21 protein-coding genes and 1 pseudogene are annotated in these 25421 nt (G+C 57.3%); 16 read left to right on the top strand and 6 right to left on the bottom strand.

All coding sequences use genetic code 11. The annotated features are described in order from the left end of the window. Positions 1-92 precede the first annotated feature (92 nt). Complete coding sequence (locus ELQ88_RS01205; RefSeq protein WP_138963092.1) at positions 93-998, bottom strand: LysR family transcriptional regulator; 906 nt, start codon at positions 996-998, stop codon at positions 93-95. Positions 999-1091: 93 nt separating this feature from the next. Here ELQ88_RS01205 and ELQ88_RS01200 point away from each other — a divergent pair, with 93 nt between their 5' ends. The 16 genes and pseudogenes from ELQ88_RS01200 to ELQ88_RS01130 all read left to right on the top strand — a co-directional run bounded on the left by ELQ88_RS01200 (position 1092) and on the right by ELQ88_RS01130 (position 18366). Then, positions 1092-2534, top strand: coding sequence for an aldehyde dehydrogenase family protein (locus tag ELQ88_RS01200; RefSeq protein WP_138963090.1), 1443 nt, complete (start codon positions 1092-1094; stop codon positions 2532-2534). Positions 2535-2545: 11 nt separating this feature from the next. Then, positions 2546-3532: a membrane dipeptidase gene (locus tag ELQ88_RS01195; protein ID WP_138963088.1), complete on the top strand. Its 987-nt coding sequence runs from the start codon at positions 2546-2548 to the stop codon at positions 3530-3532. A 91-nt stretch (positions 3533-3623) separates the two neighbouring features. Further along, entirely contained in the window at positions 3624-5144 is a 1521-nt protein-coding gene (locus ELQ88_RS01190; protein WP_228761531.1) for a BCCT family transporter, read from the top strand. A gap of 58 nt (positions 5145-5202) precedes the next feature. Further along, positions 5203-5574 carry a RidA family protein gene (locus tag ELQ88_RS01185; RefSeq protein ID WP_138963084.1) on the top strand — a complete coding sequence of 124 codons (372 nt, stop codon included), beginning with the start codon at positions 5203-5205 and terminating at the stop codon, positions 5572-5574. 71 nt (positions 5575-5645) lie between these two features. Beyond that, complete coding sequence (locus ELQ88_RS01180) at positions 5646-6581, top strand: LysR substrate-binding domain-containing protein (RefSeq protein WP_138963082.1); 936 nt, start codon at positions 5646-5648, stop codon at positions 6579-6581. 326 nt (positions 6582-6907) lie between these two features. Further along, the gene (locus ELQ88_RS01175; RefSeq protein WP_178084663.1) at positions 6908-8098 is read left to right on the top strand and encodes an aromatic ring-hydroxylating dioxygenase subunit alpha; all 1191 of its coding nucleotides are present in this window, start codon (positions 6908-6910) and stop codon (positions 8096-8098) included. A gap of 10 nt (positions 8099-8108) precedes the next feature. After that, positions 8109-9554, top strand: coding sequence for an aldehyde dehydrogenase family protein (locus tag ELQ88_RS01170; protein WP_138963080.1), 1446 nt, complete (start codon positions 8109-8111; stop codon positions 9552-9554). A gap of 6 nt (positions 9555-9560) precedes the next feature. After that, a pseudogene (locus tag ELQ88_RS34475) lies at positions 9561-9725 on the top strand (rubredoxin); the annotation flags it as partial. After that, positions 9714-10967, top strand: a complete 1254-nt coding sequence (locus tag ELQ88_RS01165) for an FAD-dependent oxidoreductase (RefSeq protein WP_228761530.1) — start codon at positions 9714-9716, stop codon at positions 10965-10967. The pseudogene ELQ88_RS34475 and the gene ELQ88_RS01165, both read left to right, overlap by 12 nt. A 10-nt stretch (positions 10968-10977) precedes the next feature. After that, positions 10978-12306 carry an FAD-binding oxidoreductase gene (locus ELQ88_RS01160; RefSeq protein ID WP_138963076.1) on the top strand — a complete coding sequence of 443 codons (1329 nt, stop codon included), beginning with the start codon at positions 10978-10980 and terminating at the stop codon, positions 12304-12306. Further along, complete coding sequence (locus ELQ88_RS01155) at positions 12303-12674, top strand: ethanolamine utilization protein EutQ (RefSeq protein ID WP_138963074.1); 372 nt, start codon at positions 12303-12305, stop codon at positions 12672-12674. The genes ELQ88_RS01160 and ELQ88_RS01155 overlap by 4 nt, the downstream gene beginning before the upstream one ends. Positions 12675-12774: 100 nt before the next feature. After that, entirely contained in the window at positions 12775-14076 is a 1302-nt protein-coding gene (locus ELQ88_RS01150) for an MFS transporter (RefSeq protein WP_178084662.1), read from the top strand. A gap of 52 nt (positions 14077-14128) precedes the next feature. Next, positions 14129-15376 (top strand): Xaa-Pro peptidase family protein, encoded by a 1248-nt coding sequence (locus ELQ88_RS01145; protein WP_138963072.1) that lies wholly within the window; start codon positions 14129-14131, stop codon positions 15374-15376. A gap of 229 nt (positions 15377-15605) precedes the next feature. Then, positions 15606-17162, top strand: a complete 1557-nt coding sequence (locus ELQ88_RS01140) for a BCCT family transporter (RefSeq protein WP_138963070.1) — start codon at positions 15606-15608, stop codon at positions 17160-17162. A gap of 101 nt (positions 17163-17263) precedes the next feature. Continuing rightward, a complete protein-coding gene (locus ELQ88_RS01135) occupies positions 17264-17827 on the top strand; it encodes a hypothetical protein (protein WP_138963068.1) in 564 nt (187 codons plus the stop codon). A 326-nt stretch (positions 17828-18153) separates the two neighbouring features. Next, a complete protein-coding gene (locus ELQ88_RS01130) occupies positions 18154-18366 on the top strand; it encodes a hypothetical protein (RefSeq protein WP_138963066.1) in 213 nt (70 codons plus the stop codon). Positions 18367-18558: 192 nt separating this feature from the next. Here ELQ88_RS01130 and ELQ88_RS01125 read toward each other — a convergent pair whose 3' ends face one another. From ELQ88_RS01125 to ELQ88_RS01105, 5 genes are all read right to left on the bottom strand, one after another. Next, entirely contained in the window at positions 18559-19485 is a 927-nt protein-coding gene (locus ELQ88_RS01125; RefSeq protein WP_138963064.1) for a LysR substrate-binding domain-containing protein, read from the bottom strand. Positions 19486-19493: 8 nt separating this feature from the next. Next, positions 19494-20270 (bottom strand): IclR family transcriptional regulator, encoded by a 777-nt coding sequence (locus ELQ88_RS01120; protein WP_138963062.1) that lies wholly within the window; start codon positions 20268-20270, stop codon positions 19494-19496. Positions 20271-20397: 127 nt separating this feature from the next. Then, positions 20398-21894: a CoA-acylating methylmalonate-semialdehyde dehydrogenase gene (locus ELQ88_RS01115; protein WP_138963060.1), complete on the bottom strand. Its 1497-nt coding sequence runs from the start codon at positions 21892-21894 to the stop codon at positions 20398-20400. A gap of 61 nt (positions 21895-21955) precedes the next feature. After that, entirely contained in the window at positions 21956-23113 is a 1158-nt protein-coding gene (locus ELQ88_RS01110; RefSeq protein ID WP_138963058.1) for an iron-containing alcohol dehydrogenase, read from the bottom strand. A gap of 120 nt (positions 23114-23233) precedes the next feature. After that, positions 23234-24862 (bottom strand): BCCT family transporter, encoded by a 1629-nt coding sequence (locus tag ELQ88_RS01105; RefSeq protein WP_138963056.1) that lies wholly within the window; start codon positions 24860-24862, stop codon positions 23234-23236. Positions 24863-25421: the final 559 nt, after the last annotated feature.

Raw genomic sequence — 25421 nt, 5'->3', positions numbered from 1 at the left:
GGTCCAAGGGGCACGGCCAGGCAATTCAGATCGGCCTATCGGCTGATAAGTGAAATTTATCTGATTGGTCGAATTGATCAGATATTGGTCAGTCAGTACCAGTCAGCAGGGTCCAGTTCGTTGTCGCGCAATATGAACTCGAACAGCGCTTGAGCCGCGACGGGTAACGATCGGTTGGCCCGGCGCACAATGCCCATATCGCGATTGACCAGCGGGTCGCTCAGTGGGATGAAACACAGACGGCTATGTTCTGGTGGGAAAGCAAAACGCGGCAACGTGGTGATGCCCATTCCCGCTTCAACCATGGCCAGCAGAGAAATCATGTTGGACATATAGAATTGTGAGTCCTCCACCAACTCTTCGGCATCGCTGCCTTCGAGCAGGCGAGAGGTGCCGTTGGCAATCAGACGTTCTGCGCGCAATTGCGTCCAACTCAACTGAGTCTCTGCCGCCAGTGGGTGATCATTTCGACAAACCACGCCGATGCTGTCTTCCCAGATCGGGATGAACTGAATATCACTTTCCACATCCCACACGCTGGCGATACCAAAATCCACCTGCTGATTCTCGACCATGCTAAGTACCACTTCGGAACTGTCGTCGAACAAACTCACATGAAGATCGGTGGCATCGCCAATGAAGCGGGCGAGGATGTCTGGCAACACTCGACTGGCAATGGAAGGGACAGACGCGATCCGCAAATGCCCGGACTTGTACTGTGCAATCAAACTCATATCTTTGACCACCCGGTCGTGGTGTGCGATCAACTCTTTGGCATAGCCCAAAAACTGCACACCAAATGGCGTCAACTCGGAGCGCGCTACCCGCGCATTGCGCTTTTCGAACAATTGCTGGCCGAGTTTGCTTTCCAGATCGCGGATCGACAGCGAGATCGCAGGTTGGGTGCGGTGTGCCCGTTCAGCCGCTGCATGAAAGCCTTGTAGCTCGGTGACCCAGACGAAGTGCCGCAGTTGCACGATCTTAAGGTCGGCGAGCATGGTAAGTTTTCCTTATCGAATAATAGTTACTATTGTTTTTAGTTTATCAAGGATGAGGCATACCATCTACTCAACGCATGAGAGGAGGTGCATATGCACGGCGAGATTTTTAATAACTACATCAACGGCGAATGGCTTTCGGGCGCTTCGACCATCAACAACGTCAGCCCGGCCAATCTCCAGGACAGACTGGGTACCTACGCGCAGGCCGGTACCGCTCAAGTTGAACAGGCCATCGATGCCGCCATCCAGGGCCAGGCGCAATGGCAGCTCAGTGGGCTGGAACAGCGTTATCAGGTACTGATGGCGATTGGCGACGAGCTCATTGAACGTAAGGCTGAACTGGGTGAGCAGCTTGCTCGCGAAGAGGGCAAGACCCTTGCCGAGGGTGTCGGTGAAGTTTATCGCTCCGGCCAGTTCTTCCACTATTACGCCGCCGAAGTCCTCCGCCAGATGGGCGAGACCGCCGACTCGGTTCGCGCCGGTGTTGAAATCGAGACGCGACGTGAGCCGGTTGGCGTTGTCGCGATCATTACCCCGTGGAACTTCCCCATGGCCACCGCGGCCTGGAAAATCGCACCTGCGCTGGCTTTCGGTAACGCCGTGGTCTTCAAACCCGCCAACGCGGTGCCCGCCAGCGCCTGGTCGCTGACCGAGATTATCGCTCGCCAGGGCTTACCCGCCGGTACATTCAACCTGGTCATGGGCAGCGGCGCTTCGGTGGGGGATGCCTTGATCCACTCTGACAAGATCGCTGCGCTGAGCTTTACCGGCTCGGTGGAAACCGGTCGGAAAGTAGCCTCGGCAACCGCCGCCAACTTCGTACGCTGCCAGCTGGAAATGGGCAGCAAGAACGCTCTCATTGTGCTCGATGATGCCGACCTGGAACAGGCCGTTGAATGCGCGGTGAACGGCGCGTTTTTCGGTACAGGGCAGAAGTGTACCGCTTCGTCACGGCTGATTGTGACCGAAGGTGTGCATGACCGTTTCGTTGCCGCACTGATCGAGCGCATGGGCCAACTCAAGGTCGGCCATCCGCTGCGTGAAGGCGTGCAGATTGGCGCGGTGATCGATGAGAAGCAGCTCAATCAGAACCTGCGTTACATCGAACAGGCACAAGCGGCGGGCGCGCGCCTGGTTTGCGGTGGCGAACGAATCAACGAGGAGCATGAAGGTTTCTACATGCGCCCGGCGTTGTTCGTCGATACGCGCAATGACATGCAGATCAACCGTGATGAAGTGTTTGGCCCAATCGCCTGCGTGATCAAGGTCAAGGATTACGAAGAGGCGTTGACCGCCCTCAACGACACCCGTTTTGGTTTGACTGCCGGGATCATGACGCAATCCCTGAAGTACGCCAGTGACTTCAAGCGTAGAGCCCAGACTGGCTGTGTCATGGTCAACCTGCCAACCGCCGGTACCGATTACCACGTGCCTTTCGGCGGCCGTAAGGACTCAAGTTTCGGACCTCGCGAGCAGGGTCAGTATGCCCGCGAGTTCTACACCGTGGTTAAAACCATCTATATCCGGGCCTGAGGAGCAGCGCCATGCATGACGACCTGATAGTGATCGACGGATTGCAGTACTCCAACTGGGACCGGAACATTTTTACCCAGCTTCACGAAGGCGGTATTACGGCGGTTCACGTGACCTTGGTTTACCACGAAAACGCCCGCGAGACGCTCAGTCGTCTTGGCGAGTGGAACCTTCGTTTCGAACAGCATGGCGATTTGATCATGCCGGTAAGTTGCGCGGACGACATCCGCCTGGCGAAACAACTCGGTAAGGTAGGGATCTTCTTTGGTGCGCAGAACTGCTCACCGATCGAAGATGATATCGCGCTGATCGAGGTGTTCCGGCAACTCAACCTGATGATCATGCAGTTGACGTATAACAACCAGAGTTTGCTTGCCACCGGTTGCTATGAGGGCAGCGACAGCGGCATCACCCGCTTCGGCAAGCAGGCGATCGCCGAGATGAACCGTGTAGGCATGCTGATCGACATGTCCCATAGTGCCGAGCGCAGCACCCTGGAGGCCATCGAGCTGTCTACCCGGCCGATTATCATCTCGCACGCCAACCCGGAATTCTTTCACACGGCCAAGCGCAACAAATCAGCAACTGTATTGCGTGAATTAGGCCGTTCGGGTGGCCTGCTTGGTTTTAGCCTTTATCCCTTCCACCTGCAGAACGGTTCCGACTGCACCCTGGCGCAATTCTGCGACATGGTGGCGCGCACCGCCGACTTGATGGGTATCGACCACATCGGCATCGGTACTGACCTGTGTCAGCAGCAGCCGCAGTCGGTACTCGAATGGATGCGTACGGGTCGTTGGTCAAAGCAGATCGACTATGGCGAAGGGTCTGCCAGCAATGCCGACTGGCCCAAACCGTTGAGCTGGTTCAACGACAGTCGTGATTTCCCGAATATTACCCAAGGGCTCCTGCAACGAGGTTTCAGTGCCGAGGACACTGCAAAGGTGATGGGTCTCAATTGGCTGAACACCTTGGAGCAAGGTCTCAAGCCGGCATAACGCCGGTCCTGAACAATCAACAATTACAAAATTTTGTCAGGAGGCTGTAATGAAGAGTACTCAACACGCTGCCGAGTTGGGGAGACCCGCGATGGTTGAAAAAAGCAAATTTCTGCAGGGCGTGGATGTCCCGGTGTTTCTAATGAGCGGCGGCTTCATTCTGCTCTTTGCGATCCTTGCCCTGCTCGATATTGATTTGATGACCAAGACCGTCAACACGGCGTTCTCTTGGTCGACGAAACTGTTCGGCGCCTACTGGCAAATATTGTTGCTCATGACGTTTGTCATCGGTCTTTTCCTGGCGATGGGTCGCACTGGCCGGGTGCGCCTCGGCGCCCTGGAAAAGCCGGAAATGAGTACGTTCACCTGGGTCTCGATCGTCATGTGTACCCTGCTCGCAGGGGGTGGGGTGTTCTGGGCAGCGGCTGAACCCATGGCTCACTTCCTGTCACCACCGCCCTTGTTTGGCGGAGTGACCGGCACACCTGGCGCCGCCTACAACGCATTGGCGCAGAGCTTCATGCACTGGGGCTTTTTGGCCTGGGCCATCCTCGGTAGTTTGACCGGCATTGTGCTGATGCACCTGCACTATGAAAAAGGTCTGCCTCTGAAACCCCGCACCTTGCTCTATCCCCTGTTGGGTGAGCGGGTGATGCGTGGCTGGTTGGGGGCGCTAATTGACGCGTGCTGTGTAATCGCAGTGGTCGCCGGTACCGTTGGCCCAATCGGCTTTCTCGGTCTGCAAGTGAGCTTTGGCCTGGAGAAACTCTTCGGCATCACCAATAACTACACCACCCAGCTGACCATTATTTGCTTACTGGTGGGTGTCTATACCCTCTCGGCCGTTTCCGGTGTAGCGCGGGGAATCAAACTGCTCAGTGCCATCAATGTGGGGCTTGCGGTTGGGCTGATGCTGTTCATTCTGCTGTTCGGGCCCACCGGTTTTATTGTTGATGCCTACCTGCAAGCCATGGGGATTTACCTGGACAAGTTTATCCCCATGGCGACCTTCCGTGCCGACCCGGCCTGGCTTGACTGGTGGACGGTATTCTTCTGGGGATGGTTCCTGGGTTACGGTCCGCTGATGGCGATGTTCGTTGCGCGTATCTCTCGGGGGCGCACAATTCGTGAACTGGTGGTGTTGATCTCGATTGTCGCACCGGTGATCACCTGCTTCTGGTTCACCATTGTGGGTGGCAGCGGTTTGGCCTTCGAACTCCAAAACCCGGGCTCGGTATCGACAGCTTTTGCCGGGTTCAACCTTCCCGCCGCTTTATTGGCGATCACCGCGCAACTGCCTTTGGGTTACTTGATGTCGGTGTTGTTCTTGTTGCTCACCATCATTTTCGTAACCACGACGGGTGACTCCATGACCTACTGCGTCTCCATGGTGATGACCGGTACCGATCACCCTCGTGCGGAAATTCGCGTGTTCTGGGGGGTGATGATGGGCTTGGTCGCCGCGTTATTGATCTCCATTGGGTCAGGAGGCATCAGTGCTTTGCAGTCATTCATCGTTATCACCGCCGTTCCGGTTTCGCTGATCTTGCTGCCCTCACTGTGGAACGCGCCGCAGATAGCCCGGCGCATGGCCGACGAACAGAACCTCTAATACCTCGCTTTCAAGGGGGTGCGGCCCTGCCGCCTCCCTTTTTTTCATGGAGCCCACAATGAAACAAGCCGTCAAAACCCAGCTATTTCCCTCCAAAGCGCCCCTGGAGTGGGCGGTTATCGGTAACGGGACACTTTACACCGCGCAGATTCCGATTGATGTGCAAGGTCAAGTTGTTGCCGGCGGTATCGAGGCGCAAACCCGGCAGACGCTGGACAACCTCAAACACACACTTGAAGCGGCTGGTTTGGGCATGGAAGCGGTGACCCAGGTGTTGATTTACGTGACCGACCGCGCCTATCTCGCCACCGTCAATGCAGTGTATGCGGAGTATTTTTCGCCCCCTTACCCAAATCGGGCGGCCATGATCATTGCCGGGCTGGCACGTGAAGAGATGTTAGTAGAGCTAGTGGTGTATGCAGCGACTTGACGCTGTCATCGTTGGCCTGCTGGGGCTAGACTGGATCGATAAAATCACAATACAGATGTGACCTTGCCTGCATGAAAATCCACCCTCTACCGCCACTCAACAGTCTGGTGGCCTTTGAAGCGGCCGCGCGCCATTTGAGTTTTACGCTGGCAGCACAGGAACTGAATGTCACCCAAGGTGCGATCAGTCGGCAAGTGCGTCTGCTCGAGAACTACCTCGGGAAGACTTTGTTCGAGCGCACCACGCGCTCGATCCACCTTAGCCCAACCGCTAGCCAATACTATGAGACTGTACGTGCATCACTCATGCAGGTGGCCCAGGCTACAGGTGAAATTCGCCACTGGCAGGGCGCCCAGCAGGTCACAGTGGCTACTAGTTCCGCCATGGCTTCGCTGTGGCTGCTACCCAAAGTGTCTGAATTTCAGAGCAATAACGATGACATTGATCTGCGCATTATTGCCTACGATCAGGTAAAGGACTTCTCGCGACTCGATTGCGACTTGGCGTTGTATTACTGCCGAACCCCACCGAAAGACATGCAGGTAACGCCGCTGTTTTCTGAAGCGGTGTTCCCGGTCTGCAGTCCGAGCTACCTGTCAAAGCACCCCGCATTGAAAACACCAGAACAATTGGCTGATTGCACTTGGTTATGGTTAGAGGATCCGCAGCGTGACTGGATCGGTTGGACTGAGTGGTTCCAACGGCTCGGGCTAAAGAGCGTTGAACCCAGGCGCCGGATTAATATCAACAGTTACTCCATGCTGATCCAATCGGCACTCAGTGGGCAGGGTATCGCTTTGGCTTGGTCGAATCTGGTCGATAATCACCTGCAAACCGGTGCGTTGGTGCGACCGATCGATACAGTATTGAGTTCAGACGCGCAGTTCTGCCTGCTGGAGCCGAAGGGCCAGGGGAGGATGCGGCAAAGCGTTAAATGTTTTCGCACCTGGTTGATCGAACAATTACCGACGACGCTCAGTGACTCAGAATTCGGTTCCAGCGAATAGATACCGTTCTTGAATGAAACATGCCGCAGACGGGTGGCCTGCGGCACAGTTGCATTATGCCTCCACTGCCTCCCAGTCTTTGCGCATCATCAAAGTCTGCTGCATTCCCACTGCCTGAAAGCGTTGATCAACGATCTTTGGACGTTGCGTGTGTGTCGCTCTGATGCATGAATCTGGCCTGTTTTAATTGATGATTAAAAGTCATAAATGGTGATGTAAATATCGTTTGTCGAACACTGCTGGTTTTCTCGAAACTCACTGCCAACGGACCAAGGCCAGTGAGCCTGCCGAACATTTCACACCGTGCCCAGCAGGGGAAAACAATAATGAGCAATACCACCTCTCAACACATTCCTGTGCATCATCTGGAAACCGTACTTAACCCGATTCATCAAGCCACCGGGTTGAGCAACGAGTTCTATACCAATCAGCACTATTTCGAATTGGAACGCGACCAGGTGATGGGCAAGACCTGGGCGTGTGTCGGTTTCGCCAGCGACCTGACCAAGAACGGCTCGGTCAAGCCTGTCGACTTCATGGGACTGCCGCTGCTGCTGATGCGCAACCGCGAAGGCCTGGTGCAAGTCTTCCATAACGTCTGCAGCCACCGCGGCATGAAGCTGGTGCAGGAAGAAGGTGAAGTACAGGGCGTTATTCGTTGCCCCTACCACTCCTGGACTTATGACCTCAATGGCGCCCTGCGTGGCACGCCACATGTTGGCGGTATCGATAAGCACAAGGACGAGCGTTTCGCTTGCGAAAAGCACGGCTTGAAAGCAATCAACAGCGCCATCTGGATGGACATGGTGTTCGTCAACCTGTCGGGTGACGCACAGCCGCTTGAAGAAATGCTTGCACCCTTGACTGCGCGCTGGACGCAGTTCCTCGGCGAGGACGGCATGAGCCTGCTGCGCCGCCGTCCGGGTCATGACGCCACCACATTGGATATCAACTGCAACTGGAAGTTGGCAGTCGAGAACTACTGCGAAGCCTATCACCTGCCGTGGGTGCACCCGAGCCTGAACTCTTATTCGCGCCTGGAGGATCACTACAACATCCTCTTTGACGAGCGTTTCGGCGGTCAGGGCAGCTATGCCTACAACCTGTCCGACGTGGCGGGTACGCACTTGCCGAAGTTTCCGAGCTGGCCACAAGACCGCCTGCGCAACGCTGAATACGTAGCCTTCTTCCCCAACGTACTGCTTGGCATCCAGGCCGATCATGCCTTCGCCATGCAGTTGGAGCCGGTTGCACCAGGTCGGACCATTGAACACCTGCGCCTGTTCTATGTGGGGGACGAGGCCTTGGGTGATGAATACGCCGCCTGCCGTAACGCCATTCTGGAGTCCTGGAAAGTGGTATTTGCCGAGGACATCAGCTCGGTCGAAGGCATGCAGAAAGGTCGTCACTCCCCTGGTTACAAAGGCGGTGCGTTCTCGCCGGAGATGGACGTTCCAACTCACTTTTTCCATCAGTGGGCTGCGCGTCAGTTGCTAGCCACCGTACCGGACGCCTGAGGAGATGAGCATGTATCCAATCGCATCCCATTGGCTCAATTACATCGATGGTGAATGGCTTGATAGCACGCAGCAGCTGACGGTGAACAACCCCGGCACTGCAGAGCCGCTGGCTACTATCGCGCAAGCCACTATCGCCGACGCCGAGCTTGCCGTACGCGCAGCTCGTCGTTGCGCCGACAGCGGTGAGTTGACCCGCGTTCGTCCGGCGCAGCGTGTCACTTGGTTGCTGCGCATTGCCGAAGAGATCCGTGCCGTGGCCGAAGAGGGCGCCTGGGTGTTGTGCCAGGAAAACGGCAAGAGCCTCAATGATGCCAAAGATGAGTTCGTCGAGGCTGCACGCTACTTCGAATACTACGCGGGCATGGCTGACAAGATCGAAGGCACTTCGATTCCATTAGGCAATGGCTACATGGACTTCACTCTGTATGACCCGATGGGCGTGTCCGCGCAAATTGTGCCGTGGAACTTCCCGGTTTCGATCTGCGCCCGCTCGCTTGCACCGGCGTTGGCGGCTGGCAATGCGGTGGTGATCAAATCGCCCGAGCTGTCGCCTTTGGGGATGTGCGTGCTGATCCGCGCAGTGGCCAAAGCAGGGCTACCCAAGGGCGCGGTCAACCTTATTTGCGGCCGTGGCCGTGAGGTTGGCGCGCACCTGGTTGGGCATCGTGCTGTCGACCAGATTGTCTTCACCGGGTCAGTGCCGACCGGTCAATCGATACTGCGCGATGCCGCCGAACATGCCATCCCCAGCGTAATGGAGTTGGGTGGCAAGTCGGCAGCGATTGCTTTCGCCGATGCCGATCGCGAGCAACTGCTCGCCAGCGTCAAGGGCGGTATTTTTTTCAATGCCGGTCAGGTCTGCTCTGCCATGTCGCGGCTGCTGGTGCAACGTGAGATTTATGAAGAGGTCGTCGAGTCTGTCGTCGCCTTGGCCGAAGGGCTCAGCGTGGGTGTCGGCCACGACAACCCAGACCTCACGCCAGTGGTCAGTGCCGGGCAACTGGCAGGCATCGAAGCCTTGTGTCGGCGCGCCATCGAAGAGGGTGCGGTAGCGGCCACTGGTGGTGAAGCGTTCAGTGACCGTACCGGGCACTTCATGCGTCCGACCGTGTTTCGCGATGTGAGCCCTGAGATGTGCATCGCCCAGGAAGAGGTCTTCGGTCCGGTGTTGGCGGTGATCCCGTTTGACAGCGAAGAAGAGGCGATCGCCATCGCCAATGGCACCGCTTTTGGCCTGGTTGCGGGTGTGTTCACCCAGGACATCAGTCGCGCCATGCGCTGCACCCGCCGCCTGAAAGCGGGCCAGGTGTTTGTGAACGAGTGGTATGCCGGTGGCATTGAAACCCCGTTTGGCGGCGTCGGCCTGTCCGGTTTTGGCCGGGAAAAAGGGCAGGAAGCCTTGTACAGCTACGTGCGTACGAAGAACGTGGCGATCCGCGTAGCGGGGGAGTAAGCAAACATGTTCAAGACTTGGCTCTGTGTGGTCTGTGGGCTGATCTACGACGAGGCCCTCGGCTGGCCGCAGGACGGCATCATCGCTGGCACGCGTTGGGAGGATGTGCCAGAAGACTGGAAATGCCCCGAATGTGGCGTCGGCAAGACCGATTTCGAGATGCTGGATATCAGTGAGCCGGTGGTGGCGACCGCCGCAGTCAGTGCGCCGGTTGCACCGGCAGTGCAGGCGCAAAAGCCACCAGCGGCGACACTGCCACGCCAGCCGATCGTCATCATCGGCAGTGGCTATGCCGGATACGGTCTGGCCCAGGCGCTGCGCAAGGCCGACCCTGAGGTCGAGATCCGCGTGCTGACTCAAGAGTCTGGCCACTTGTATTCCAAGCCGGCGCTGTCCATTGGCCTGGCACAGGGTAAAAGCGCTGAGGCATTGTCCGGCGAAACGCCGCTGGCGATCGAAAAGCGCTTGAATATCCGCGTCTATCCGCACTGTACGGTGGCGCGTATTGACAGCGTGGCGCATCGACTGCACACCAATTTCGGTGAAATGGAGTATGGCCAGTTGGTACTGGCCAGTGGTGCGCAGCCCATCCGACTGCCGATCGAGGGTGAGACTGCGGCATTACTCAGTGTCAACAACCTGCACGATTACCAGCGCTTGCGTGAACGCCTGGTGGGCGTGCGGCGAGTGGCAATCCTGGGTGACGGCCTGATCGGCTGCGAGTTTGCCAACGACTTGGCCAGCAGTGGCTTTGCCGTCAGCGTTATCGGCCTCGGCCATTGGCCGATGGAGCGTCTGTTGCCGGAGGAGGCCGGGCGGCAGTTGCAACTCGCCTTGAGCGAACTGGGGGTGAACTGGCACCTGGAGAACACCCTGCAACGCATTGAGCCGGCTGAAGACGGCTATCGCCTGAGCCTGGCCGATGGCCAAAGCCTGGAAGCCGACCTGGTGTTGTCCGCCGTGGGGCTGCGCCCCAACCTGAGCCTGGCCGAGACCGCCGGGGTCGCAGTGGGTCGCGGCATTCAAGTGGACGCCCAGTTGCAGACTTCGCAACCGGGGATCTATGCCTTGGGCGACTGCATCGAGATCGACGGCCAATTGCTCCCGTACCTAGCCCCCATCAACCAGGGTATTCAGGCACTGTGCAAGACCTTGCTCGGCCAGCCTGCCAAGGTCAGCTATCCATTGATGCCCGTCACGGTGAAGACCCCGGCGGCACCACTGTGCCTGCTGCCACCCACCGTCGGCGTCGCCGGGGAGTGGCGTTGCACACCGACTGCCGATGGCCTCAGTGCCGGTTATTACGACATCGAGGGGGCACTCTGCGGCTTTGTCCTGCTCGGTCGCCAAGCACAATTGCAGCGCAATACATTGCTGCAGTCCTGTCAGAACGCTCAACGGGCCGTCGCCTGAGGGCAGTACCATGAAAAACACCATCAACCTTCCCCATGACGATGCCAGCTGTGGCTGGTATGCGGCCTTGCCCGAGCAGCCGCCCTGCAAACGCTTGCAGGGTGAACAGCGCGCCGACTACACCGTGATCGGCGCCGGCTTCGCTGGCCTGGCCGCGGCCCGCCGGTTGGCCGAACACTATCCTGAGGCTCGAATCCTGCTGGTCGATGCCCAGCGCGTCGCTTATGGTGCCTCTGGGCGCAACTCGGGTTTTGTCATCGACCTGCCCCACAAATTTGCCCTGGAACATCCGGACCCCGCGCACAAACAGCGTTTACTCGGCCTCAATCGCGCAGCCATCGCCCAGTTGCAGGGATTGATTCAAACCCATGGAATCGATTGTCAATGGTCCCATGCCGGCAAGTATCAAGGCGCGGTAGGTCCTCGCGGCTTGGCTTATCTGGATCATTTCGAACACTTGATGAGCGATCTCGGTGAGCCGTTCCGTCGGGTCGAGCGTGCCGAGTTGGCTCAGGTGGTGGGCACCAGCCATTACAGCGGCGCGATCTACACCCCGGGTTGCTACTTGATGCAGCCGGCCGCGTTGGTCAATGGCCTGGGCCGCTCACTGCCAAGTAATGTCGAGCTGCTTGAGGAGTCACCGATCCAGCGCCTGGAGCGCGACGGCCAGGGCGGCTGGATTCTGCATGGCAATCAGGGGCGGATTAGCACTGCGCAGCTGTTGCTTGGCACCAGCATCTTCACTCAAGAGTTCGGTTTTCTGCGCAATCGTCTGTTGCCGGTGATGACCTTCGCCAGTTGGACTCGCCCTCTGACCGATGCCGAGTTGGCCGCCTATGGCGGTCAACTCGATTGGGGGCTGACCCCGGCAGACCACGCCGGTACCACGGTGCGCATGACTCAGGATCGCCGCTTGATCATCCGTAATACCTACAAGCATGTCCCCAAGTACGGCCAAAGTACCAACGATGCCATGCGTGAGAGTGTGCGCAAGGATCACCGGAAAGCCTTCCTGACGCGGTTTCCGCAGCTCGCCGAAGTGCCTTTCAGCCATACCTGGGGCGGCGTCTACGCCATCTCGCGCAACTTCACCAACTTCTTTGGCGAGCTGGAAAAGGGCATCTATGCCTCGGCGTGCGACAACGGCGTCGGTGCGGCCTGGGGCACCATCTCAGGCACCTTGCTCGCGGACCTTGCCGTGGGTGCAGATTCTGCGCAACTGCGCGACATTCAGGCCGTGACGGGCATGCCTTCTCTCAACCCACCGGAACCCTTCCTCGGCCTCGGTGTGCGTTCTCGTATCCGCTTGGCGGCCTGGAACAGTCGGAGTGAGCTATGAGCCGGGTCGTCACTGGAAAAGGCCCAGTGCTGCGGGTCGATCATCATGATTTGGATTTCGCGCTGCGTGGTGGCCCTCCAGGTGCGGCTTATGTCGCTCGTGCGATCAGCAATGAAGTATCGCCGAATATCGGTATCGGCTTTGCTCGCTGGGAGGGCGCGCAAGTCGCGTGGACCCTGCTGTATGACGAGGTGATCTTCGTCATCGAAGGCTGCTTCGAATTGCAGGCCAACGGTGAGCTGTACCGGGTTGAGCCGGGACAGTTGTTATGGATTCCCGAAGGCACCGAACTGGTCTATGGGGGCCATGCGTTGTTCGGGTATGTGGTTCAGCCAGGCGACTGGAAGCAGCGGCACGGTTTAGCCTGAGTCGGGAGCGCAGTGCAATGCAAAATGTACAGAGCGATGTCATGGGGCGGCAACGTTGCAGCTTGCAATCTAACGCACACATCATTGACGAGGCTGCGCAGTGATTGGACTGACGAAGACGTTTGGCGCCCTGTATCTGAGCAGCTTGCTGATGCAGTTGGGTTCAACCCTGTTGATGACCTACCTGGCGCTACGCCTGAACGCAGGGGGTGGGGCCGAGACGTGGAGCGGTGCATTGATGGCCGCCAACGCCTTGGGCATGGTGTTGGGAGGCAAAGTCGGGCACTACCTGATTGAGCGGGTCGGACACATCCGCAGTTACGTCACCTGCGCTGGCGGGATTGCCGCGGCAGTGCTGGCTCATGAATTCAGTAGTGCCTTGCCATTTTGGCTGCTGCTGCGAGCGCTGGTGGGGGTGGCCATGATGTGTCAGTTCATGGTGTTGGAAAGTTGGCTCAACGATCAGGCTCGGACTGAACAGCGCGGCAGCGTGCTGGCCCTCTATATGGTTGCCAGCTACGTTGGCATGATGCTTGGTCAGCTGGCACTGAGTCTCAATGGCGACTTGGGGATCCATGCGTTGCTTGGCGTGGCCATCGCTTTTGCGTTGAGCCTGGTGCCGGTGGCGTTGACCCGCTGCCCGCATCCGACGCCCATCCTTGCGGCGCCTGTCGACGTTAAATTGTTCCTGCGTCGAATACCGCAGTCGTTAGTGACCCTGGTGGTGTCGGGCATGATGACGGGTGGTTTTTACGGTCTGGCCTCGATCTATGCCAGTCAGCAGGGACTCGATACGGTTGAAATCGGTCAGTTCATGGCCTTGGTGATTGGGGCCGGATTGCTGGCCCAGCTACCCTTAGGCTGGCTTTCGGATCGACTGCCACGTGCCAGTTTGATTCGCGCTGTCGCAGCGCTGCTGATGTGCGTCACGCTGCCGCTGGGTTTTTCTCAAAGCCCTTCGTTCAACACCCTGATGTTGTTCGGTGCGGGGATAGGCTTTTTGCAGTTTTGCCTGTATCCGCTCGGTGTGGCATTAGCCAACGACAATATTGAGCCGCAATTGCGTGTGTCATTGGCCAGCGTGTTGTTGGTGGCGTTTGGTGTGGGGGCCGGGATCGGTCCGCTGCTGGCCGGTTCTCTGATGGAGCACTTCGGCGCATCGAGTCTTTATTTCTTCTTCGCTGCCTGCGCTGCGCTGCTGGTCGTGTTCGTGGGCCAAGGCAAGGTCACCGGTGAGCATTTGCAAGACGATGCCCCCCTTCATCACCCGTCAACGCCCAATGGTCTTGCCAGTTCCAGTCTGGTGGCAGTCGTCGAGTCGGTCGTTGCAAACTCCGAGCGCACGCAGTGCGGTACGGCGATCAACAAGACTGAAATAGCCACGGAGCTGAATCGGTCGTGAAACTAAATGGTTGACCTTCCTTTCTCCTATTGCGATTAACGGAACTGAAAGCATGTTCGAAAATAAGAATAAATACCGTACTGGCGATTACTCCACGCAACCCTTGCACAACCCCGTCACTCTGGAAACACTGCAGGCGGCGCGTGCCTATCGCTTGCAGCGGGTGCGCGATCAGTTACTGGCGCGCGATTATGCCGCCATCCTGCTCTATGATCCGGTCAATATCCGCTACGCCACTGATACCTCGAACATGCAGGTGTGGACCTTGCACAACTTCGCTCGTTACGCCCTGGTGTTCGCCAATGGGCCAGTGATCTTGTGGGAGTTCCACAATTGCGAACACCTGCACGAAGGCATCAGCCTGATCGATGAAGTGCGCGAAGCGGTCAGTTGGAGTTATTTCGGCGCCGGTTCGCGCATAACCGAGAAGGCTGCCATTTGGGCCCGTGAAATTGTCGAAGTGATGCGCGAGTATGCTGGTGCCAACGCGCGCCTTGCCGTGGACAAGGCGGACTTCGAAGGGCTTGAGTTACTTCAGGCTCAGGGGTTGACCCTGGTCGAGGGGCACAGTCTGATGGAGGAGGCGCGCAAGATTAAATCAGCCGCTGAACTGGAACTGATGCGCTGGACCATCGAGGTGTGCGAGAAAGGCATTCAACGCATGCATGATGAGCAGCGTCCGGGCATGACCGAGAACCAACTGTGGGCTTGGCTGCACTACGAGAATATCCGCCACGGTGGAGAGTGGATCGAAACCCGCCTGCTGGCCTCGGGGCCTAGAACCAACCCGTGGATGCAGGAGTCCAGCGATCGGGTGATGCAGGAAGGTGAAATCATTTCCTTCGACACTGATCTGATCGGCCCCTATGGCTATTGCGCGGATATCTCGCGCGCCTGGACCGTCGGTCACGTTGCCCCCACGGCCGAGCAGCGCAAACTATATGCGCTGGCCCATGAGCAGATTCAGCACAACATGGCGCTCTTGCGCCCTGGCCTGAGCCATCACGAGTTCGTTCAGCGTTCCTGGGATATTCCACAGCCCTATCAGCACAATCGTTACTGCTGTGTGGTGCATGGTGTTGGTCTGGCCGACGAATACCCGGCACTGGCGCATAAAGGCGCTGATTGGGACAGCAGTGGTTATGACGGTGTTTTCGAAGAGAATATGGTGATTTGCGTGGAAAGTTATATGGGCGAACGAGGAGGGAAGGAAGGTATCAAGCTTGAACAGCAAGTTTTAATCACCCACCACGGTTGCGAAGTGCTTTCAAATTATCCATGGCAGGAGGACTGGTTGTAAGTCGTTCATTGCGGGTGGTTGCAGTAATGCGCACAGCCCAATCTGGAACACGAGTACTCATGAGAAATAGTCATTAGTGGCGCAGATAAAATGATTTGTCGTGCACCGCTTCCTGTTTGAACATCAATCCCAATGCGTTGCCGTGCGTACTGGTCTGGATAACGTTACGCCTAATTGGCGGTTATTCGATGTTGGCTGTAAATACAAAAATAATAGAGAGGCCCTTAGCATGAAAGAGTTAGTTGTCGATGAAGGATCCTATTCTCGAGCGTTTAATGTCCGAATATTAGGATTGAATATTCACCGGGTTATTTTTCCTGTTTCATTCTTGATTGTCTTGGCGCTAGTTTTAGTTGCATTGCATGACCCGGTAACCTTCAGCCAGTCCCTGGAGGGGGCCAAAGGCTGGATTCTCAAGAACTGCGACTGGTTCATCATGATTATGGGCAATCTGGCCGTGCTGTTTTGCGCCGGAGTCGCCATTTCGCCCTTTGGTAAAATTCGCTTGGGTGGCAAGGAGGCGACGCCGGAGTTCAGCACGCTGTCCTGGTTTTCCATGCTGTTTGCAGCCGGGATGGGTGTCGGCCTGCTGTATTGGGGCGTGGCTGAGCCGGTAGCACAATATACCGCCTGGTGGAAAACGCCACTCAACGTGCTGGCGAACACTCCACAGGCCGAGCATGCGGCAATGGGTGCGACGATCTTTCACTGGGGTTTTCATCCTTGGGCAATCTACCTGACCAGTGCGTTGGTGGTTGGCTTTTTTGCCTTTAACAAAGGCCTGCCATTTGCCCTCAGTTCGGGGCTGCAGCCATTGATTGGTAAAGCACACAAAGGGCTGCCAGGGCAGTTGGTAGACGTTTTTACCGTGGTGCTTACGGTGTTCGGCCTGGCCACTTCTCTAGGCCTTGGCGCAATGCAGTCGACTGCCGGCATCTCCCAAGTACTGGGCATTCCCAACTCTTTCGGTTTGCAGTTGCTGTTCATCCTGGTCGTGACTGGCCTGGCCGGGTTTTCTCTCTGGCGCGGTATGGATGCTGGAGTCAAGTTGCTAAGCAATATCAATATGTTGCTGGCGCTGGGCTTATTCATACTGGTCGTGATCGGTATTGGGATGTCGACCTTTTTTTCCGGTGTGCTGAGCACAACCGTCGATTATGTCGAGTTCTTCCTGCCACTGAGTAACTGGGTCAATCGTCCAGACCAGGACTGGTTCCACGGCTGGACGGTGTTCTACTGGGCGTGGTGGTGCACGTGGGGGCCATTGGTCGGCGTATTCGTTGCGCGGGTTTCCCGCGGCCGTACGCTCCGGCAGATGGTCGGCGTGGTGATGCTGGTGCCAACCCTGGTCGCTATCGCCTGGTTCACCGCGTTCGGAGTAGGCGCCATCGATCAAGTCATCTCCGGTAGTGGAGCCCTGGCGGCCGGTCTGACGGACGTCAATATGGCGATCTTCCAGTTCCTCCAGATGCTACCGATGCCGCTCATCAGTTCGGGGCTGGTGGTCATCCTGCTGGTCATCTTTATGGTGACCTCTATGGACTCGGGCGCTTTAGTGGTCGACAACCTGGCCGCTGGCGGTAACCCGGAAACTTCGCCAGTACAGCGTGTGCTTTGGTTAGTGATGATTGCCTTAGTCACCATCACGCTGTTCGTAATCGGTGGCGATACCGCGCTCAAAGGCATTCAGGCCGGTGCAGTGGCCATGGGGTTACCGTTTATGGTGCTCATGCTGTTGCTGATGATCGGTTTCGTTAAAGCGCTGGCCAAGGAGCCTCGCGACTAAGATTGCTTCGGGCAAGCCGGCCTACCTCTTCGGAGGCAGGCCGTTGGCCAGTGTGGCAGGCGAATCGCTTTGCCTAGATCGACCAAAAGGGGAAGTTGAAGATGGGACCGCAACAGGACGATATACAGAGTTTTGTCGTGGAACTACGGAAAGTTGTGCATGAGGTGGCGGATGAGGCCGAACTGCTTGCGCAAGTCGGACCTATAGTCCAGCGAATGGTGCAAAAGCGTAGTTGGCTAAGTGCCGATATGTATGAGGCCGACTCAGAACTGGGCTATGGCACGACGCAGTTACACGTCGAGCCCGACCAGTCATTATTCGTGGTGGTCGATAGCTGGCTACCCGGGCGTGGTGTGCCGCCCCATGACCACGATACATGGGCGGTGGTGGTGGGTGTCGATGGCACGGAACGCAACCTGTTTTGGCAGCGCTTGGACGATGCGCAACGTCCTGGATACGCCGAGCTGCAGCTAATGGGTGAGCAATGCATCACAGTTGGAGAGGCGCTACTTTTGCCAACCGGGAGTATTCACAGTGTGATCAATGAAACCGAGCACACCAGCCTTTCGTTTCATGTGTATGGCCGGCATCTGAATCACACCGGACGGCGCCAGTTTGATCCGGAAAACAATCTTGAGCGACCGTTCAAAATAGCCCCGCGTTGATGCAGTTTTGTCTCGAGCGTCCTGCTCCAGATCGTTCTCTTCGCTGATGGTCAGGCAGTGTTAGCTTTCCTGGAGGGCCATTTCCCGATCAACCGTACCCACCAACCCCTGATCAATTGTTGCCGGGGGACGACCATTGAAGCTGGTCAGCGAATGTCTCGGTGTGGCGCGCTCGCACTTAACGGTTCGAATCAAGCAATCGGCATCGCCAAACGGCGAAGCAGGCTGGTGAATGACACTGAGTTGGTGGTCGAAATACAGCAACAAGTCAGCGAACTGCCCAGCTATGGCTACCGTCGTGTCTGGGGTTGGGGTTGGGGTTGGGGTTGCTGCGTCACGCCCATGAAACCCAGTTGCTCCCCGCGATCAATGTGAAGCGGGTCTACCGGGTGATGCGTGATCACAACTTGCTGCTTGAGCGCCGAATCAAACAGCCCGGCGTGCCGCGTCGGCACGAAGGCCGTATTGCGGTGAAAACCAGCAATACACGTTGGTGCTCAGATGGCGTTGAGTTCCGCTGCGAGGAGCCGCAAAACTGAGCGTGACCTTCGCTCTGGACTGCTGTGATCGCGAAGCCATCGGCTGGGTCGCCAGCTCTACCGGATACAGCGGTGATGATATCCCCGACTTGATGCTGGAAAGCGTGGAGAAGCGCTTTAGTGATCAACTGCCGACAACGCCTGTGAAATGGCTAAGCGATAACGGCTCGGCGTACACCGCCGAACCTGAATTCAATGTGGGCGTTGACCCGCCAATGCATAATCGCTGTCAGTTGATTGTGTCGACTCTTTTACTAACCAACCCCAAAATTTCTCGCCTTGAGCCGACAAGTGTATATGGCTTGGGCGACTCAAGTGGAAAGCTTCTGATGCGGGTATACGCTGTTCAAAAGGTGCGATCAGACGTCCATCTGCCAGCATTTCCGCGACAAGCGAGGTGCGCCCCAAGGCTAGGCCATGGCCCCGCACCGCCATCTCCAACGCAGTGATCAGTGTGTCGAACTGCATGCCTTGCGAAGCATCGACGTACTGGAAGCCTGTCTTGTTCAGCCAGTAGCCCCAGCCTTCTTCGTAGCCGATCACATGCAGCATGCTGTCCGCATTCAGTACGCCTGGACTGACGGGCGTCGGATCACCGCTCAACAGCTGCGGACTGCACACCGGAAACAGTTCATCGTGGGTGAGTTGTACCGACCGCAAACCGGCCCAGTTACCCTTGCCGTAGCGTATCTCCATATCGACTTCCTTGCCGCGCTCATCCAGCCATATATTGCTGGTGAAATGCAGACCGACATCCGGGTGCGCGGCGCGAAAGCGCCCAAGTCGGGGAGCCAACCAAGTGGTAAAGAACACCAGGTTGGCGCGCACGGTGATCGGCCGCTTACGCCCCTGGCCGAACAGCTCGTCGGTGGCGGCGGCCAAGCGTTCGATCGAATCATGGATGACTGGCATGTAGGCTTGGCCGGCCTCGGTTAACTCCAGTCCTCGGGGCAGGCGTTTGAACAGGTTGGTCCCGAGCTGAGATTCCAGTCCCTTGACCTGCTGACTGATAGCCGCCTGGGTCAGACTCAGTTCGGCGGCTGCCTGGGTAAAGTTCAGGTGTCGGGCCGACGCCTCGAACGCGCGCAGCCAATTCAACGGCGGGAGTCTTTTTTTCATGGCAGTGGCTACACCTTGATTGTTTCATCGTCCGCATGATCGATCAGTTGGCCCAGCTCAGTGGCCGCCTCGCGTAATAGCGGGACATAGCTCAGCAACTCGTCCAGGCTCTTGCGCAGCAGTGGTGCATGAGTGAACAGGCACGCGAAGAGCCTGCCATGCCGATCTTTGACGGGTACTGCACAGGCTACCAGACCATCGACAAATTCTTCATTATCGGTACCCAGATCATCCACTCTGATTTTCAACAACGCGGTTTCTAGCGCAGCGGCATCGGTCAGGGTGTTACGCGCGTACTGACGTAGCGGCAGGTTGTTGAGGATGCGCAAGCGCCGTTCACGCGGCAGCGAGCTGAGGTAGAGCTTGCCGCTGGAGGTGCACCAGGTTGGTGTGTGGCTACCCACCGGCAGGTAGACTTGCAGCGGCCATTCGGTCTGCACGCGGTCGTAGTAGATCATCTCGGTGCCATTTGGAATGGCGATCCCGCAGGTTTCGCCGATGATCGCTGTCAGGCGTTTCAGAATTGCCTGGCGCGGGGCCTTAAAACGTCCACTGTAAAGAACGCCCAGAGCTACCTCGTGAAGGCGGTCACCGGGCTCCAGCAGCCCGCGCATATTACTTTGCAGGTAACCCTCACCTTCGAGTTGGGCCAGCAGGCGATGGATGCTTGGTTTTGGAATGCTCAGCTGGTCAGCCAGGTCGGCCGGTGACATCGGCCGCTGCGCCCGCGCCACCGCTTCGATGATCTCCATTACCCGGGTGATTGAGGATCCTTTTTCGGTCATCGTACTTCTCCCACTTAGCGTGCCATGCCTGACCTTTAGACCGGACTGAAACGCAAAAAGGCCACGTCCCGACACGGGACGTGGCCTGCGATTGCCAGCGGTTTTTCCGTCGGCATGGTATGGCCAGTTACTTCATGGTCGGCATAGAAAAGGAGACACCTTCGCGCACTCCGGCGGACGGCCAGCGCTGAGTGATAGTCTTGCGCTTGGTGTAGAAGCGCACGGCATCAGGGCCATAGGCGTGCAAGTCGCCGAAAAGCGAACGCTTCCAACCGCCGAAGCTGTGGTACGCCACTGGCACGGGCAGCGGCACGTTGATCCCAACCATACCGACTTTGATGTTGTCGGAGAAGTAGCGTGCCGCCTCGCCGTCGCGGGTGAAGATACAAGTGCCGTTACCATACTCATGGGCATCGATCAGGTCCATAGCCTCTTGCATGCTCCTCACGCGTACTACCTGCAGCACTGGACCGAAGATTTCTTCCTTGTAGCTGAGCATCTCTGACTGCACATTGTCGATCAGCGTGCCGCCAACGAAAAAGCCATTCTCATGCCCGGCCACCTGCGGATTGCGGCCATCAACGACCACCTTGGCGCCCTGCTCTTCGGCGCTATTGATGTAGCCCACCACCTTCTTTTGATGCGCTTTGGTGATCACGGGACCGAAGTCGTTGCTCTTTTCTGAATAGGCTCCGACCTTCAGTGACTGCATGGCGGCTCGCATCTTCTCGACCAGTGCATCGGCTGCAGCATCGCCCACCGCAACGGCCACCGACAACGCCATGCAACGCTCGCCGGAGGAGCCGAACGCGGCGCCGAGGAGCTGGTTTACCGCGTTGTCCATGTCGGCATCGGGCATCACGATGGCGTGGTTCTTCGCTCCGCCCAAAGCCTGGCAGCGCTTGCCGTTGGCGGTAGCGGTCTTGTAGATGTACTCGGCAATCGGTGTTGACCCTACAAAACTGATAGCCTGGATGCGCTCATCGCCGAGCAGCGTATCGACCGCTTCCTTGTCACCGTTAATTACGTTCATTACGCCGTCCGGCAGCCCGGCTTCCTGCAGCAACTGAGCAATAAACAGGGTGGAGCTAGGGTCGCGCTCGGATGGCTTGAGGATGAAGCAGTTACCGCAGACGATGGCCATGGGGAACATCCAAAGCGGCACCATCGCCGGGAAGTTGAACGGTGTGATACCGGCGACCACCCCCAGCGGCTGGAACTCGCTCCAAGAGTCGATGTTCGGACCGACGTTCTTGCTGTGCTCGCCCTTCAACAGCTCGGGAGCGCCGCACGCATATTCCACGTTTTCAATACCGCGCTGCAGCTCGCCGAGGGCGTCATGGGCTATCTTTCCGTGTTCTTCGCCGATCATCTGGGCGATACGCTCAGCATTCTGCTCAAGCAACTCCTTGAAGCGGAACATCACCCGTGCGCGCTTCATTGGCGGGGTGTTGCGCCACTCGGGGAAAGCGGCCTCGGCCGCACTGATGGCCTGCTCGACGGTGGCCTTTGAAGCCAGCGCCACCTGCTTGCTGACCTCGCCAGTGGAGGGGTTGTACACGTCCTGCAGGCGGGCTGCGTCGTTGACGATACGGCCATTGATCAGATGTCCTACTGTGTTCATAACGGGTGTGCCTCATTAAAGGGGGCTGGCGGTTTGCCGCCGGGCATGGCTAAGAAAATGGTTACCAGAGCTGCTTGTAGATCTCGATGATCTCTTCCGCGCTTGGGACCCGTGGGTTGTTGTTCGGCGATCCAGAAGCAAGCGCCTGCTCGGCCATGACCGGCAGTTTGGCGAAGAACTGCTCGCGATCTATCCCGAACTGCGCGGGACTGGGCACCTGCAACTCATCGTTAAGCGCGCGCAGTTCGTAGAGCAGCTTGGCGTTGGCCACCTCTATGCTGTCGGTAGCAGCGGCCACCCCCATGACGCGAGCGCAATCGGCGTACCGCTCGGCTGCCGCAGGGATGGAGAACGCCGTGACGCTGGGCAGCAACATGGCGTTGGACAAGCCGTGAGGTACATGGAAATGAGCGCCAATTGGCCGGCTCATGCCGTGTACCAATGCCACTGAAGCGTTGGAAAAGGCCACCCCGGCCAAGGTCGAGCCCAGCATCATGGCTTCACGCGCCGCCTTGTCCGCGCCATCGTGATAGGCACGGCGCAGGTTCGGGCCGATCAAGCGCATGGCTTGCAGGGCCTGGCTGTCGCTATACAAGCTGGCCTTCTTGCTGACGTAGGCTTCCATGGCGTGGGTAAGCGCGTCGATACCAGTGTCAGCGGTAATGCGCGGCGGCAGGCTGAGGGTCAGGCTGAAGTCGATAAGCGCTGCCACCGGCATAAAACCGATGCCGACACAGAGCATTTTCTCATCGGTTTTCTCGTCGGCGATGATGGTCACCCGGGTGACTTCAGAGCCGGTGCCAGCGGTGGTTGGCACTGCGATGATTGGTAGACCCGATTCGACGACGATTCGCGGAAACTTATAGTCGCGCATTTCGCCACCGTGCTTGGCGAGGATGGCGATGGCCTTGGCGCTGTCGATTGGGCTGCCGCCACCGAGGGCGATGATGCAGTCGTAATCGCCCTCGCGTGCCTTGGCCACGCCGGCCTGGATCGAGGCGACCGTTGGCTCTGGCACCGTCTCGTCGAACACTTCGGCGCTTATGCCTTCGCGCGCCAGGCGCTGCTGGATGCGTCCGGCATAACCGAGTTTGACCATCATCTGATCCGTGATGATCAATGGTCGGCTGCAGCCCAGGTTAGCCATCACGATGTGAATGTCCTGGCTGGCGTCCTCGCCGATTTGCATGATGCGAGGAAGGATTACTTGAGTAGACATGGCAACTCCGCTAATTCCGGGGGACAGGCAGTGGGGAGCGTAATCAGTGCGCGCCCCTTGCCGTGGTGATCGTTTGATAAAGTAAACTGCGGTCCCTGGCGCGCAGGGTGCTGCTGCCACTCAGGTCGTGACGGAGGTGGCGACCGCTGGTTTTAGGTGTGCTGACACCTGTTGGGTTTCGGCATTCTCGTAGCTGGCTGCCAAATCGGTTCGCACAACCTCATGGCGAAGCGCCTTGAAGAAGCCATATAAGGCTAATAGGGCGACGAATGAGATTGGCAGAGCCGCCACGATCGAGGCCGTCTGCAAGGCTTTTAGCCCCCCGGCGAGCAGTAACACCGCCGCCACGGCACCAATCGCTAGGCCCCAGAAGATCCGGTAGCGCGCAGGCGGGTGTTGGTTGCCCATACAGATCAGGGTGCAGATTACCAACGTTGCCGAGTCTGCCGAGGTGACGAAGTAGGTCACCAGCATCAGGGTGCAGATTGCTGACATCAGAAGGCTCAACCACTGACCAAGGCTCATCAGCTCAATGGTCTTGAACAGCGCCATAGTGATGTCTTCGTTGACTGCTGCAGTCACTCCTCCACCGCCGAACAACTCGATGTAGATCGCACTATTACCGAACATGGTGATCCAGAAGGCCGCCAGTACAGTCGGCGCGATCAGCACACCAAGGACAAACTCACGCAAGGTCCGACCTTTAGAAATACGCGCGATGAACATGCCGACAAAGGGCGCCCAAGCAATCCACCACCCCCAGTAGAAAATGGTCCACCACCCCTGCCATTGACCCTTAGGATCAGGATCGACCCACATCCCCAACTCAACCGCATGAACCAAGTAATCACCGATGTTGGTGACGAAGGCGCCGAGCAGGTAGGCTGTCGGACCGAAGATTACAAACAGCGCCAGAATCAGGATGGTGAGATGCATATTCAGCTCGCTGAGCATGCGAATACCCTTGTTCACGCCGCTGAGCACCGACGCCGTAGCGATCACCGAGATTACCGCGATCAGCAGGATTTGGTTGCTGACCGAAATCTCGAAGCCCAGTAGGTAGTTCAGCCCAGCGTTCATCTGCTGTGCGCCTAGACCTAGCGATGTGGCGATACCAAACACCGTACCGAATACTGCCAGTAGATCGGCGGCATGGCCCAGTGGGCCGTAGATACGCTCGCCCAGTAACGGATAGAGAGTGGAACGAATCGACAGCGGCAGGCCTTTGCGATATGTGAAGTAGCACAGCATCAGGCCGAACATCGCAAACAGGCCCCAGCCATGCAGCCCCCAATGGAAGATTGAGATGCGCATCGCCACCTGCGCGGCTGCTGCGGTCATTTTCTGTGCATCGCCAATCAGCGGGTTGCCCTGATAGTGATTGATAGGCTCCGCGATGCTCCAGAACAGAATACCGATGCCGATACCGGCACCGAACAACATGGCGAACCAGGAGAAGTTACTAAATTCTGGCCGATCGCTGTCCTGACCCAGACGAATATTTCCATACCGACTGAAAATCAGCCAGACAGCAACGAACAGAAAGAAACTCATCAGCCCGATGTAATACCAGCCCAACTTAGTTGAAATAAAATCCTTGGCCGCACCATATAGATGTCCAGCATATTCTGGTTGCAGCACGGTAAATAAGACAAAAGCAACAACCAATAGCGCCGCACCAATAGACATCACGGGGCTAGCGTCTACAAATGGCCCGGACGAAGGCAGTTTGTTTACTTGATCAGTCATTGCCCGCCCCTCTGCATGTGCGAGTTTCTTATATTTATTTTCATCGTACACCTCTATAGCTGTTGGTTAACTCTCGCATCCGCGTCGATCACGCGAACCATGTGAGAACCTGCAAGCTCCAGCCGGCTATGCCACTGCGTACCCCTGCATTACTAGCCAGGTCATGTGCGCAGCCCGGTCGAGACATGCTTCTCGAATCGTTTGACTCGTTAAAGGCCTTAAATCGATACGAAACCTATTGTTATGAAGATAAAAGACCTTGAGAAGCAATAAAATAGTGACCTTTGACCCATTATTTTTTATGGCTCGCGGGTTTCTCTGAGCGTCACGCCATGCTATCCGGCGCTAGCAGGCTTCTTTCCGAGCAGTAGAACATCGGCGTAATTACACGCCCCGTTTCAGCCATAAGCAAAACCCTGTCTAAGGCCAATTTTTTTTTGCTGGTCCATGAACATATTAATTCTTAGTATCGGCAGTACCGAAATAAAGGTCATTACTAACAAGCGCCACGATGAACAGAGAGCGACCCAGAATCTGGCTTGGCCGCAATTTTAGAAGC

The sequence above is a fragment of the Pseudomonas sp. MPC6 genome (assembly GCF_006094435.1).
Lineage (GTDB): Bacteria > Pseudomonadota > Gammaproteobacteria > Pseudomonadales > Pseudomonadaceae > Aquipseudomonas.
The sequence above is the reverse complement of the archived record's forward strand: the minus strand, read 5'-3'. Positions and strand labels throughout refer to the sequence as shown.